Raw genomic sequence first — 14,041 nt, forward strand, 5'->3', positions numbered from 1 at the left:
GACGATGGACAGAGAGGACACTTCGATGAGGCGCCTACGCCTTGACCGTTTTTGCGCAGGGTTGCTGGCCCTGCTGTTGTGGGTCGCGCTGCCGGCCTGGTCGGCCCCCGAGGCACCGGCACGCACTGCGAGCGGCGAACTGCCGGTGCTGGCTGAAGACGCCAGCCTGGCCCAGTTGAGCGACCGGCTCGACCTGATTCGCCAGGGCGTCTCGAGCAATGCCAACGACGACCTGCTGGCCCAGCTGCGTCAGGCGAGCCTGCAGGTGCAGCGTCAGGCCAGCGCGCTGGCCGCGCAACGCACCACCGACATCGCCCGCCTGGACGATCAGCTCAACGTGCTGGGGCCGGTGCAGGCCGACGAAGCCGATACCCTGACGCGCCAGCGCCGTGACCTCACTGCCGAGCGCAAGGGGCTGGTGGCCGAACAGACCCAGGCCACGCAGCTGGCCCAATCGGCCACCGACCTGTCGATGCAGATCGTCAACCTGCGCCGCAGCCAGTTCAACTCGCAGGTCAGCAGCCGTGCCGCCAGCCCCTTGAGCCCGGCGTTCTGGTCCAGCCTGATCCGCCCGACCGACGAAGACCTCACGCGCCTGCGCACCTTGCGCAGCGAAGCCGCCGATGCCCTGGCCAGCGCCTGGAGCCCGGAGCACCGCACGCTGTTCATCGTCAGCCTGGTGGCCGCGCTCCTGGTCTGGACCTTGGTGCGGCGTGTCTTCGAGCGCCTGCTCGCGGCCGCCATGCTGCGCTGGATCCCCGAAGGCCGGTTGCGGCGCAGTGCCTTGGCCTTGAGCGTGGCCGTGGCCACCCTGACCACCATCGGTGGTTCGGTCTCGCTGGTGCGCTGGGGGCTGGAGAACAGTGCCACGCTGGGCGACAACACCTCGGCGTTGATCGATCACATCCTCACCCTGGTGGTGCTCACCGCCTTCATCGCCGGCCTGGGCCGCGCCATGCTGATGCTGCAGCGGCCGTCCTGGCGCCTGCCGCCGATCCCGGACCAGGTCGCCAGCGCGCTGGCCTGGTTCCCGCAGGTGCTGGCGCTGGTGCTGATGCTGTTGCTGACCCAGGAGCGCATCAATAGCGTGATCGGCACCAGCCTGGCCTTGACGGTGGCCACCAACGGCCTGACCGCACTGGCCCTGGCGGTCCTGTATGCCGCTGCGCTGATCGGTTACCGACGTGCCCGCCGTCAGCATCAGTTGCAACGTCCGAGCGGCTTGGCCGGTCTGGTACCGTTCGTGCTGACGGTCTGGGTAGTGGTGATCCTCGCAGCGCTGCTCACCGGCTACCTGGCGCTGGCCTACTTCCTCGCGACCAAGCTGTTGTGGATCAGCCTCGTGGCCACCTGCGCCTACCTGCTGACCTGCGTCTTCGTCGACCTGTGCGAAACCCTGCTGTCCCCGCGTCATCCAGGCGGCCTGGCGCTGGCATCGGCCCTGGGCCTGGCGCAGCGTCATCAGGCACAGGCCAGCACGTTGCTCATGGGCGTGGGCAAGACCCTGCTGCTGTTCACCGCGCTGCTCTTCGCCTTCCTGCCATCGGGCACCAGCCCGGGCGAACTGGTCATGAGCCTGGCCGAATGGGATGGCAGCGGCGGGCGCATCCTCGGCAACCTGAACCTGGTGCCTGGCGACATCTTCCTGGCCGTGACGATGTTCTTCATCGGCCTGTTCGCCATCCGCGTGCTCAAGCGCTGGCTGGGCGAGCGCCTGCTGCCGGAGACCGAGATGGACGCCGGCATGCGCGCCTCGCTGGTGACGCTGGTCGGCTACCTGGGCTTCCTGTTCCTGGCCAGCCTGGTGATGTCGGTCCTGCACATCAACCTCAGCAGCCTGACCTGGGTGGTCAGCGCGCTGTCGGTGGGGATCGGTTTCGGCCTGCAGGCCATCGTGCAGAACTTCATCTCCGGCCTGATCCTGCTGACCGAGCGCCCGGTGAAGGTCGGCGACTGGGTCAGTCTGGCGGGCGTGGAGGGGGACATCCGGCGCATCAACGTGCGCGCCACCGAGATCCAGATGTCCGACCGCTCCACGGTGATCGTGCCCAACTCCCAGTTCATCTCGCAGAACGTGCGCAACGTGACCATGGCCAATGCCCTGGGCGTGGTCGGTATCACCCTGACGCTGCCACTGGACACCGACGCCCAGCAGGTGCGTGAGTTGCTGCTCCAGGCCTACGCCGAACACGACGCGATCCTCGATACACCAGCGCCCTCGGTGTCGTTCAAGGACCTCACCAACACGGGGATGGTGCTGGCCGTCAGCGGGTATGTGACCGGGCCACGGGTGGTGGGCGGCACCCGCAGCGACCTGCTGTTCACCATTCTGGGGCGCCTGCGCGAGCAGGGCATCGCCTTGTCGGCGCCGCAGAGCATGGTCTTGCTCAGCGATGGCACTCAAGCAGTCGGCCCGGCGCCTGCGCCGACGGCGACGCCTGCACCCACGCAAGGTTGAGTCAGGCGACCCGTACTGGTCTCACGACCGGTGCGGGTCGCCAGGTGCCGATTCGGGTTCGGACACGCCGAACAGGCGCTCGGCCACTTGACGACCGAGCGCCTCGCCTTCTTCGGTCAGATGGATCGATTTACGCTTGCCTGCCGGCTGGGTGATCAGACCGCGCTCGTGCAGGCGGTCCATCACGTCCCAGTCATAGCTCTTCCAACTGCGGCCTCCTTGGAACGAGAACGTCTCCAGCAGGGCCAGGACCGCGTCGTCGATACGTGCTTCGTCGTACTGCATGGCAAGCTCCCTTGGTGGTTCATTGCAAGAGTGGAGTATAGGAACAGAATGAGCATTGCCAAAGGGGCAGACAGGCTGACGGGGACAGCGCACGTACAGGAACGTGAGCATTCCAGCCATGGCCGTGGTCCCAAGCCCGCTGCAGGCTTGACGCCCGCCCTGGCGGGCCTCACTGTGCGCTACGCGGCGCTCGCAGCGTGAACCGGCCGCCAGCGGCAATATTGAAGTGCAGAGAGGACAGATCCTGAAAGACCTTACCCGTGAAGCGCTCGAGCTCGAGGTCATGCGCCTGCGTGCACGGCTCGAGCAGGCAGGGATCGACCCGCAACCCCCTGCGCCCATGCCCGCCTCCTGTCGCAAGGGCCAGTTGGCCTGCGTCCGCGACGCCGCACGGCAACGTGCGGTGTTCGACAGCGCCATCGACTTCGCCATTGTCCTCACCGACCCCGATGGCATCATCACCGACTGGAACGCCGGTGCCGAACACTTGATGGGCTGGAGCGCGGCGCAGATGCGCGGACAGCACATCGCCCGCATCTTCACGACCCAGGACCGCACGCAGGGCCACATCGAGCAGGACATGCAGATGGCGCTGCACGAAGGGCGCGCCAGCGACGAACGCTGGTACCAGGGTGAGGGCGATCGTCGTCTATGGGGCTCTTGCGAGATGATGCCGCTGCTCGACGAGTCCGGTACGCACCTGGGGTTCATGAAGATCCTGCGTGATCGCACCCGCGAGCACCTGGCCGGACGTGCCATGGCGCAGACCCGCGAGCGTTATCGACTGGCCGCCAAGGCGACCAACGACGCCATTTGGGACTGGGACCTGGTCGGCAACCACGTGCTCTGGAACGACGCCCTCGAACAGGCCTACGGGCATCCGCTGGCGCAGATCGAGACCACCGGGCAATGGTGGCTCTCGCAGATCCATCCCGAGGACCGGCAGCGCATCCACGATTCGATCCACGGCGTGATCGATGGCCAGGGCAGCGCCTGGAGCGATGAGTACCGCTTCCGCCGCCAGGACGGTTCCTATGCCGAGGTCCTCGACCGCGGTCACCTCATCCGTGACGGTGAAGGCCGTGCCATCCGCATGATCGGCGCGATGCTCGACCTGACCAGCATGCGTCACGCCCAGACTGCCCTACGCAAGAGCGAGGAGCGTTTTCGCACCGTGGTGGACACCATCGAGGCGGCCTTCGCCATCGTCCAGGTCAAGTTCGACGATGATGACAAGCCGATAGACTACCGCTTCATCGAGGTCAATCCGGCCTTTGCCCGCGAGTCCGGCGTGGACCTGCGCGGCAAATGGGTCACCGAGTACGCGCCAGACCTGGAGCCCTTCTGGTTCGAAACCTATGGTCATGTGGCCAAGACAGGCGAGCCGGCCAACTTCGAGAACTATGCCGAAGCCTTCGAACGCTGGTTCGACGTGCGTGCCACACGGGTGGGCGATCCAGCCGAGCGGCAGATCGGGATCGTCTTCAACGACGTCACGGCTCGGCGTAACGCTCAGGACCGCCTGCAGGCCAGCGAAGCCCTGGCCCGCGAGAACGTCGAACGTGTGCAGCTGGCCCTGGCCGCCGGCGCGATCATCGGCACCTGGCACTGGCACCTGCCGACCGACTGCTTCACCGTCGACGAAGCCTTCGCCATCGCCTTCGGCCTCGATCCGGCCCTGGGCCGCAGCGGGCTCAGCCTGGAGCAGGTGATCACCACCGTGCACCCCGACGATCGCCAGGGCCTGATCGATGCCATCGACGATGCCATCGCCCGGGGTGGCGCCTACGCGCACCAGTACCGTGTGCGCCGCGCCGATGGGCACTACTACTGGATCGAGGCCAATGGCCGGGTCGATCGTGCCGAAGACGGCACCCCCACGGATTTCCCAGGCGTCTTGATCAACGTGCAGGAGCGCCGTGCCATCGAAGCCGAGCGCGACCGGGCCACCAACGCTTTGCGCGCGCTCAACGACACCCTCGAGCAGCGCGTCGCCGAGCGCACCACAGCCCTGATGCAGGCCGAGGAAAAGCTGCGCCAGTCGCAGAAGATGGAGGCGGTCGGGCAGTTGACCGGCGGCCTGGCTCACGACTTCAACAACCTGCTGGCGGGCATCTCCGGTTCCCTGGAGCTGATCGGCGCGCGCATCGCCAAGGGCCGCGCCAACGAGGTGGACCGTTACCTGCACGCGGCCCAGGGGGCGGTCAAGCGCGCCGCCTCGCTGACCCACCGTCTGCTGGCCTTCTCCCGACGCCAGACCCTCGACCCCCGGCCCACCGACGTGAACATCCTGGTCGCAGGCATGAGCGAGCTGATCCAGCGCTCGGTAGGCCCGGGTATCCAGGTCGAAACCGTGCCGACGGCCGGGCTGTGGCCGGCCCGGGTCGATGCCAGCCAGTTGGAAAACGCCTTGCTCAACCTGGCGATCAATGCCCGGGATGCCATGCCCGAGGGTGGACGCATCATCATCGAGACCAGCAACCGGCGCATCGGCGACGAGCTGGCCATGGCCCTCGACCTGGTCAGCGGGCACTACCTGTGCCTGTCGGTCGCCGACACCGGCACGGGCATGAGCGAGGACATCATCGCCAAGGCCTTCGACCCGTTCTTCACCACCAAGCCGTTGGGGCAGGGGACCGGCCTGGGGCTGTCGATGATCTACGGGTTCGCCAAGCAGTCCGGCGGCCAGGTGCGCATCCACTCCCTCGTCGGCCAGGGCACGACGGTGTCGATCTACCTGCCACGGCACCTGGGTGACGTGGTGCGCGACGAAGACCAGGACGGCGACTTCCCGGCTGCGTCCACCGAGTCGGGCGAGACCATCCTGGTGGTGGACGACGAACCGACCGTGCGCATGCTGCTCACCGATGTGCTGGGGGATCTGGGCTACACCGTGCTCGAAGCAGGCGACAGCCTGTCAGGGCTGCAGCTGCTGCGCTCGGACCTGCACATCGACCTGCTGGTCACCGACGTCGGGCTGCCAGGTGGCATGAACGGACGGCAACTGGCCGACGCCGGGCGCGAGCTTCGGCCTGGCATGCGCACCTTGTTCATCACCGGCTATGCCGAAAGCGCGGCGCTCGACGACAATTACCTCGGCCCCGGCATGCAGGTGCTGACCAAGCCGTTCGCGGTGGATGCCCTGGCCATGCGGGTCAAGGAACTGATGAGCCATTGACCCGAAACCGGGCGCTCGCACGGCGCCTGGTGCTGCCCTGGATCAGGCGTTGACCCTGAAGCGATCCACTTCCCGGCGCAACTGTGCGGCCAGCCCTTCGAGTTCCTTGGCCGTCGCGGCCAGGTCGTTGGCCACCTCGTGCTGCTGCCCGTTGGCCTGGGCGATGCTCTGCAGGTTGCGGCTGAGCACGGTCGCCGTGCTGCTCTGTTCTTGAGTGGCGGTGTTGATCAGCGTGAACTGTTCCCCCGCCGCACGACTCTGCTCGTCGATCTGGGCCAACGCCTGGGCGACCTGGTCGTTGCGGGCCAGGCCTTCGTGCATCAGCTGGTTACCCTGGGCCAAGGTGCCGATCGCTTGCTCGGTCTGCTGCTGGATGCTGGCGATCATGCCTGAGATCTCGTCGGTCGCCTGACGCGTGCGCCCGGCCAGGCTGCGGACCTCATCGGCCACCACCGCGAAGCCACGGCCCTGCTCGCCCGCGCGTGCGGCTTCGATGGCGGCGTTGAGCGCCAGCAGGTTGGTCTGCTCGGCAATGGCGGTGATCACCCCGACGATGCCACCGATCTCCTGGGAGCGCGCACCCAGCGTGTCCATTGCCGCCGCTGTGCCGCCCAAGGCGTCGGCGATCTGCCGCAGCGAGGTCGAGGCTTCGTCCATGGCGCTGCGTCCGACCCGGGTCTGCTGGGCATTGTCCCGCGCGGTACGCTCGGTGCCCGCCATGGTGTCGGCGATGTCCAGGGACGTGGCGCTGAACTCTTCCACGGCGCCCGCCATGCTGGTGATCTCGCCCGACTGCCGCTCCATGCCCTCGCAGGCCGCGGCGGAGAGACCGGCCAAGGCATGCGCCCGCTCGCTGACCTGCCCGGACGCCTGGCGAATGTGCTCGACCATGGTGGCCAGGGCATCGGCCATCTGGTTGAAGCTGCCGGCCAGTTGCCCGATCTCGTCCTGGCTGGTCACCGGCAAGCGTGCGCCGAGGTCGCCCGCGCCCAAGGCCTGGGCCTGGGTCACCAGCCCGGCCAGTGGCCGCAGCTTGCGTCGCAGCAGCCAGAGCGTAGCGGCGATGGCGAGTGCCATGGCCAGCAGGCTGCCGATGGCCAGGCGCAGGCCGACGCTCCAGGTCACTTCCTCCAGTTCGGTCTCGGGCATGCTCGCGACCACCGTCCATGGACCTTCGGCGAAGGGTGTCGTGACGCTGAACAGCATGCGCTTGCCGTCCTGCCAGAAGTGCCCCGGCTGGCTGTCCATGCCTGCAAAGGCCTGGCTGGCTGCCGTGAGGTCGTTCACCTCGGCCGGTGCGACGAGCCAGGTGCCATGTTCGTCGAGCAGGGCCAGCGAGCCGGTCTGGCCGATGCGAAACCGCTTCAGGTTGGCGAACTGGGTATTCTGCGCGTCGGTGTAGTCGAAGCCGACGAATAGGACGGCGATCACATGCCCACCACTGTCGCGTACCGGGACATAACGGGTCATGTAGTTGCGCTCGAACAGCACGGCACGACCGACGTAGGTCTGACCTGCCAGCAGGCGCGCGTAGGCGGGGTGCTGACGATCGAGCCGGGTGCCCAGGGCGCGGCTGCCATCCTGCTTGGTCAGCGACGTGCTGATGCGCACGAAGTCGTCGCCGCTGCGCACGAACACGGTGGCCACGCCTGCCGTCATGTCCTTGAAGTCATCGACCTGCTGCACGTCGTTGTTCAGCAACCGGTCGTTCAGGTAGAGCGCGGGCGTGGCTTCTCCGGCCACCGTCACCGTCTCGCCACCTCGCAAGGCCAGGCCCGTGGCGAAGCGCCGCTCGAACAGGCCGCTCAGGCGCTGGGTGTTGTCCTTGAGCGAGCCGTGAAAGGTGTCGAGCTGGTCGGCCAGCAGCCGTGCTTCGCTGAGCAGATGTTCCTGGCGGGTTTCGAGGTTGGCGTCGTTCAGCGCATGCAAGGCGAACAGGGTGCTGCCGGTGATCACGACGGCCAGCACGACGGCGAGAGCGACGCCAAGCTGAGAGGCGATATGGGTGCGGGGGCTGGGCATGCAAGGCTCCTGGCGAAAGGGCAGAGTGACCGAATCGTGTTGATCGGTCTTTTCTTGTCCAGGCCGTCCATGTCCAGTTCAGGGGCGCTGGTGCCATTGGATCGACACCTGGCTAAATTTCTTGAGGAAGGAGAGATGTGCGGCGTGGCGGATGCTTTCACCGCTCATATCGAGAAAGCAAAACAGTTACACCATGGGGCGTTTCTCTTTTGCTCATTCACTTTGGCGCGTCAGCACATGCCTGATAGCAGTCGCAAACGGTAAGTGCGAGGTGTTGTCGACTTCTCGCTGTAGCTCCTTGACCCATTCCTCGTCTTCGGGAAACGCCTCGGCGTACTCAACGAAGTATTCCAGTGTTTGAAGATAACCGCACAACTCTGCGCGACGAATCTCATTCAACGCCCCGTCCAATCCGAGAATCCGGATGGTTTCACATGCTCGATGACGATCAATCCTATTCAAGCCTGCCCGGGGCTCCACCGTACCGCTGGGGGTGAACACCAGAAAAGCATCCGGGTCATCCACGTCTGGCTTGATCAGAACGTCTGGTCGATAGGATCCGCACTGATCCTTGGCTTTCCCACAGCTGCCTGCGCGGTTGCACGAGCCAAACAGGTTGCTCCAGTCGAACGTGCCCTCAGGATAGGTTCGACGTTGGCGGAAATGTTCGATGTGACGGTTGTCCGTGCCCATCGGCCCTTCGCAGTAGGCGCATCGATCACCCTGCATGAGTTCCAGAGCTGTCCAGATATCCTGGCGTTCCTCTTGCGTCGGGCAGGTATGACTCCACTTATCCTGACCGTGTCGATAACGCTTCAAACCCGAGCGCGGCTCGTGTATCCGATGCAGGCGGCGCACTCAGTGTTCTCTCTTGCCAAGAGGGTGCGGGAGGCGCTGCTTTATGAGCTGCAAACGAATTTGTCGTTCACAGTCGCGGAGCACTGGATGTTCTGCGCCAAAGTGAGCGTCTAGCTTGCTTCTCAACGCCTGTCCTTCAGGTTGTTCATGCAGATTTTGCTGGATCAGCGCCTGATAGTCGGACACCCACATGGCTTCAGGCACCTGAGGCACGGGGTCTACGCCCATGATTCGAGCCATCAGGTCGGAGCTGGCAACACCGCGTGTCTGCCACTGCGGCGTGGTGACGGTGGTCAATCGACTGGACGTCGTAGGGTCCAGTTCGGTGCGCAGTATCCGAACGTTGTCCGAGGCTACTGTACTTAATACCTGAGGGCTGTGAGTCGTGACGATAAACTGCATGGCCGGAAAGGCTTCAGCCAGGTTGAGCAATACCACTTGCTGCCATTCGGGGTGAAGATGCATGTCGACTTCATCGATCAGCACCACGCCAGGCGTCTTTTGCGCAGCCTGTGCCCCAAGGTGTCCATTGAGCTTGGTTGCCCGGAATGCGATATCGGCCACCATACCGATCATGTTGCGAATGCCGTCGCTAAGCCATTCTACCGGCAGTTCCCCAAGCTGTTCGTGACGGGCGACCAGAGCGTCGCGCGTGAAAGAATACTGAATGCCGCTCCAGCCGGCGGGTTGGATGCAGGTGTCCACAGCACGACTCACTGAGTGAAGGTAGCCATGGAATTCAGTCTCGATAGCATTGACGCCTGCTTCCAGTGCTTTGAGTTGGGCTTCCTTGGCGTTGAGACTCCAATAACGAAACCACTGCACGAACGATTTGTAGCTGGAGGCTGGGTCCAGGCAGTCGGTATAGCCTACGGTCCTGGACGTACGCTGGATACGCTTTGCGTCTGTCAGTTTCTTCTGCTGCCATAGTCGACCTGTGCCGTAGTAAGCGATCAACGGAAGGACAGTGTCAGCACCTTGTGTACGCGCTGCTTCCTGCATGCGCTTGCCGTAGCTTACCAACACCTTGGCATCTTTGACCGACGTCTTGGTTTTCGTGGTGCTCGATAGATGACGGTGCCAGACGGAAGGCAGCACATCATGAGCCAATTGATCGGGCGAACGGCCAGGAATGATCCCGGTCGCCTCGATCCGCGCACCTTGAGGCGCATGTTCCATCTCATTGGTATGGGTTCGTCGGGCGCGGAACTGGCGTATGTCACTGGGTTCCAGGTGCTTGCCCACGGCCTCGTCGAACGCTCCTACATAGGGTCCGAAAGCTACAGCGATGGCATCCAGAATGGACGTCTTGCCGACACCGTTAGCTGCAACCAGTACGGTCAAGCGCGGATGGAAGTCTATGTCGATCATTTCGAAGCAACGGAAATCATGCAGCTGCAATCGGGAAAGCCGAAGCGAATCTGTTTCGGCACTTGCCGTGTTTTCTTGCGCGCCCATGAGAACTCCAAGCCAGTGCTTAAAGCACTAGTCTACCTGTTGGTCGTCTCCCGGTGCAGCGGCAAAGCGGCCCTGAGCTGACGACCATAATGCAGCCATGGACAACGCGTGAAAGCGCGAAAGCCCCAAACAAGGGGCTTTCTGGAGGGATCTATCCGGCGTACGCACAGCGTGCGTGCGTAATCATCTGCACTACTGTTTGTACATCAGACGTTGAAGCGGAAGTGCATCACATCACCGTCCTTGACGATGTAGTCCTTGCCTTCCAGGCGCCACTTGCCAGCTTCCTTGGCGCCGCTTTCACCCTTGTACTGGATGAAGTCGTCATAGGCGACCACTTCGGCACGGATGAAGCCCTTCTCGAAGTCGGTGTGGATGACGCCGGCCGCCTGGGGCGCGGTGGCACCGATGCGCACGGTCCACGCACGGACTTCCTGCACGCCGGCGGTGAAGTAGGTCTGCAGGTTGAGCAGGCCATAGCCGGCACGGATCACGCGGTTCAGGCCGGGTTCTTCGAGGCCCAGGGCTTCGAGGAACATGTCTTTCTCTTCGCCTTCGTCGAGTTCGGCGATCTCGGCTTCGATCTTGTTGCACACCGGCACCACGACCGCGCCTTCTTCCTCGGCGATGGCCTTGACCACGTCCAGGTGCGGGTTGTTCTCGAAGCCGTCTTCAGCCACGTTGGCGATGTACATCACCGGCTTGCTGGTCAGCAGGTGAAAACCACGGATCACCGCCTTCTCGTCGGCGCCCATGTCCTTCATCAGGCTGCGCGCGGGCTTGCCTTCGGTGAAGTGGGGGATGAGCTTCTCGAGAATGGCTTTCTGCGCCAGGGCTTCCTTGTCACCGCCCTTGGCATTGCGGGTGACCTTCTGCAACTGCTTCTCGCAGCTGTCGAGGTCGGCGAAGATCAGCTCGAGGTCGATGATCTCGATGTCGCGCTTGGGGTCGACGCTGTTGGAGACGTGGATCACGTTCTCGTCTTCGAAGCAGCGCACCACGTGGGCGATGGCGTCGGTCTCGCGGATGTTGGCCAGGAACTTGTTGCCCAGGCCCTCACCCTTGGAGGCACCGGCCACCAGGCCGGCGATGTCGACGAACTCCATGGTGGTCGGCAGCACGCGGTTGGGCTTGACGATGGCGGCCAGGGCATCCAGGCGGGCGTCGGGCATCGGTACGATGCCGCTGTTCGGCTCGATGGTGCAGAAGGGGAAGTTTTCCGCCGCAATGCCCGACTTGGTCAGGGCGTTGAACAGGGTGGATTTGCCCACGTTGGGCAGGCCGACGATGCCGCAGTTGAAACCCATGGGTATTCCCCTCTTGGTGAATTCAGGCCTTCTGGCTGTGCAGTTCGCGCATGGCCTTGGCGAAATCGCCGGCCAGGACGTCCGGCAGCACGCCGAGGGCACAATCGATGCTGGCGTCGAGCTTGTCCTGTTCGGCGCGCGGCGCACGACCCAGGACGAAGTTGGACACCAGCTTGGCGTCACCCGGGTGGCCGATGCCGAGCCGCAGGCGGTGGAAGTCGTTCTGGTTGCCGAGCTGGGCGATGATGTCGCGCAGCCCGTTGTGCCCGCCGTGTCCGCCGCCGCGCTTGAGCTTGGCGACGCCGGGGGGCAGGTCGAGTTCGTCGTGGGCCACCAGGATCGCTTCCGGCTTGATGCGGAAGAAATTCGCCAAGGCCGCCACGGACTGGCCGCTGCGGTTCATGTAGGTGGTGGGGATCAACAGACGAACGTCATGGCCCTGATGGCTGAATTTAGCCGTCAGGCCGAAATACTTGCGGTCAGCGGTCAAGGTGACGCGCTGGGCGCTGGCAATGCGTTCAACGAAAAGAGCCCCTGCGTTATGCCGGGTCTGTTCGTATTCGGGGCCGGGGTTACCCAGGCCGACGATCAACTGGATGGCGGTCACGTCAGGGGCTCTTCCTTGGAGTTGGTGGGTCACCGTGCGCAGGGCAGGGTGACCCGGTCAACGCCGGCGTGCGAGTGATTACTCGGCAGCGCCTTCTGCTTCGTCTGCGGCTTCGACGCGTGGCGCGTGAACGTTGGCAACCGCCTTGTCGTCGCCGTGGGCCAGGGCCACGAACTCGACGCCCTGAGGAGCCTTGAGGTCCGACAGGTGGATGATGGTGCCGATTTCAGCGTTGGCCAGGTCCACTTCGATGAACTCAGGCAGGTCCTTGGCTTCGCAGGAGACTTCGATGTCGTTCTCGGTGTGCGAGATTTCGCCGCCTTTCTTGACCGGGGCTTCTTCGTTGATGAAGTGAACCGGAACCTTGGCGGTCAGCTTCTGGCCAGCGACGACGCGAACGAAGTCGGCGTGCATGATGAAGCCTTTGGACGGGTGACGCTGCATCGCCTTGACGATGACGTTCTGCTTGGCGCCGTCGACGTTCAGTTCGATCACGTGGCTGAAGGCCGCTTCGTTTTCGAACAGCTTGGCGATTTCCTTGGCCACGATGGTCAGGGATTCGGCGTCCTTGTTACCACCGTAGACGACGGCAGGGATGTTGGCGGAGTGACGCAGGCGGCGGCTCGCACCTTTCCCCAGGTCAGTACGCGCTTGGGCGTTCAGGATGAAATCGGTCATGTTGTTTCTCCAAATAAGCCTTCCGGAGGGTGCTTGCGACCAGCACCGGACCGGAGAGGGCAAAAAAGCCCCGCCCCGGCGCGAACGTCGGGGCGGGGCGTATGTATCAGCGTGACGTCCGCGTTAGCGGAACATCGCGCTGATCGATTCTTCGTTGCTGATGCGGCGGACCGCTTCGGCAACCACCGGCGCGATATCCAGCTGGCGGATACGGTCGCAGGCTTGAGCCGCGGCCGACAGCGGGATGGTGTTGGTCACCACCAGCTCGTCGAGCACGGACTTCTCGATGTTCTCGATCGCGCGACCCGACAGGACAGGGTGCGTGCAGTAGGCATAGACCCGTGCAGCGCCGTGTTCTTTCAGGGCCTTGGCCGCGTGGCACAGGGTGCCGGCGGTATCGACCATGTCGTCTACCAGGATGCAAGTGCGCCCTTCGACGTCGCCGATGATGTGCATCACTTCGGAGTGATTGGCCTTCTCGCGGCGCTTGTCGATGATCCCCAGGTCGACGCCCAGGGACTTGGCGACGGCACGTGCACGCACGACGCCACCGATGTCCGGGGACACGATCATGAGGTTCTCGAAGCGCTGGTCCTCGATGTCGTCGACCAGTACGGGCGAGCCGTAGATGTTGTCGACGGGGATATCGAAGAAGCCCTGGATCTGGTCTGCGTGCAGGTCGACGGTGAGTACACGGTCGATACCCACGACCGTGAGCATGTCAGCGACCACTTTGGCACTGATGGCAACACGAGCCGAACGCGGACGGCGGTCCTGGCGGGCGTATCCGAAGTAGGGAATCACGGCGGTGATTCGGGAGGCTGAGGAGCGGCGGAAGGCATCAGCCATCACCACCAGTTCCATCAGGTTATCGTTGGTTGGCGCGCACGTAGGCTGAATGATGAAGACATCCTTACCGCGGACGTTTTCATTGATTTCAGTGCTGATTTCGCCGTCGGAGAACTTGCCGACAGAAACATCACCCAGAGGGATGTGCAGCTGACGTACGACACGCCGAGCCAGATCGGGGTTGGCATTCCCCGTAAAGACCATCATCTTGGACACGCGCAGTACCTGAAGGCTGAGGGTATACCTGGATGAGTATAAGGAAAATGGCAGGGGCGGCTGGATTCGAACCAACGCATGGCAGGATCAAAACCTGCTGCCTTACCGCTTGGCGACGCCCCTGT

The 14,041-nt window shown here is 64.0% G+C and carries 10 protein-coding genes, 1 tRNA gene and 1 pseudogene; 2 read left to right on the plus strand and 10 right to left on the minus strand.

All coding sequences use genetic code 11. The annotated features are described in order from the left end of the window. The first annotated feature begins 25 nt into the window (after window positions 1-25). Window positions 26-2,458 (plus strand): DUF3772 domain-containing protein, encoded by a 2,433-nt coding sequence (locus tag G7007_RS02645; protein WP_181098897.1) that lies wholly within the window; start codon window positions 26-28, stop codon window positions 2,456-2,458. Window positions 2,459-2,479: 21 nt separating this feature from the next. Here G7007_RS02645 and G7007_RS02650 read toward each other — a convergent pair whose 3' ends face one another. Beyond that, window positions 2,480-2,743 (minus strand): DUF6429 family protein, encoded by a 264-nt coding sequence (locus G7007_RS02650; RefSeq protein ID WP_181098898.1) that lies wholly within the window; start codon window positions 2,741-2,743, stop codon window positions 2,480-2,482. A gap of 283 nt (window positions 2,744-3,026) precedes the next feature. Between G7007_RS02650 and G7007_RS02655 the strand changes: the two genes are divergently transcribed. Further along, window positions 3,027-5,921 (plus strand): PAS domain-containing protein, encoded by a 2,895-nt coding sequence (locus tag G7007_RS02655; protein WP_181098899.1) that lies wholly within the window; start codon window positions 3,027-3,029, stop codon window positions 5,919-5,921. Window positions 5,922-5,963: 42 nt separating this feature from the next. On the opposite strand, the gene G7007_RS22465 is transcribed toward G7007_RS02655, so the two are convergent. From G7007_RS22465 to G7007_RS02695, 9 genes and pseudogenes are all read right to left on the minus strand, one after another. Beyond that, a complete protein-coding gene (locus G7007_RS22465; RefSeq protein ID WP_375139473.1) occupies window positions 5,964-6,833 on the minus strand; it encodes a methyl-accepting chemotaxis protein in 870 nt (289 codons plus the stop codon). Then, window positions 6,831-7,943 (minus strand): annotated as a pseudogene (locus G7007_RS22470) (Cache 3/Cache 2 fusion domain-containing protein); the annotation flags it as partial. The pseudogene G7007_RS22470 and the gene G7007_RS22465, both read right to left, overlap by 3 nt. A gap of 213 nt (window positions 7,944-8,156) precedes the next feature. Continuing rightward, on the minus strand, window positions 8,157-8,801 hold the full coding sequence (gene ptuB / locus G7007_RS02665) for a retron Ec78 anti-phage system effector HNH endonuclease PtuB (RefSeq protein WP_181098901.1): 645 nt from the start codon (window positions 8,799-8,801) through the stop codon (window positions 8,157-8,159). Continuing rightward, entirely contained in the window at window positions 8,802-10,259 is a 1,458-nt protein-coding gene (locus tag G7007_RS02670; protein ID WP_181098902.1) for an AAA family ATPase, read from the minus strand. A gap of 206 nt (window positions 10,260-10,465) precedes the next feature. Further along, complete coding sequence (ychF, locus tag G7007_RS02675) at window positions 10,466-11,566, minus strand: redox-regulated ATPase YchF (RefSeq protein ID WP_060392570.1); 1,101 nt, start codon at window positions 11,564-11,566, stop codon at window positions 10,466-10,468. A 22-nt stretch (window positions 11,567-11,588) separates the two neighbouring features. Then, complete coding sequence (pth, locus tag G7007_RS02680; protein ID WP_181098903.1) at window positions 11,589-12,173, minus strand: aminoacyl-tRNA hydrolase; 585 nt, start codon at window positions 12,171-12,173, stop codon at window positions 11,589-11,591. Between the two features lie 78 nt (window positions 12,174-12,251). After that, window positions 12,252-12,851: a 50S ribosomal protein L25/general stress protein Ctc gene (locus tag G7007_RS02685; protein WP_181098904.1), complete on the minus strand. Its 600-nt coding sequence runs from the start codon at window positions 12,849-12,851 to the stop codon at window positions 12,252-12,254. A 123-nt stretch (window positions 12,852-12,974) separates the two neighbouring features. Then, window positions 12,975-13,916 (minus strand): ribose-phosphate pyrophosphokinase, encoded by a 942-nt coding sequence (locus tag G7007_RS02690; RefSeq protein WP_060392573.1) that lies wholly within the window; start codon window positions 13,914-13,916, stop codon window positions 12,975-12,977. A 48-nt stretch (window positions 13,917-13,964) separates the two neighbouring features. Beyond that, window positions 13,965-14,039: transfer RNA gene (locus G7007_RS02695), tRNA-Gln, on the minus strand. Window positions 14,040-14,041: the final 2 nt, after the last annotated feature.

It is taken from the genome of Pseudomonas entomophila (genome assembly GCF_013523125.1).
Classification (GTDB): Bacteria; Pseudomonadota; Gammaproteobacteria; order Pseudomonadales; family Pseudomonadaceae; genus Aquipseudomonas; species Aquipseudomonas entomophila_B.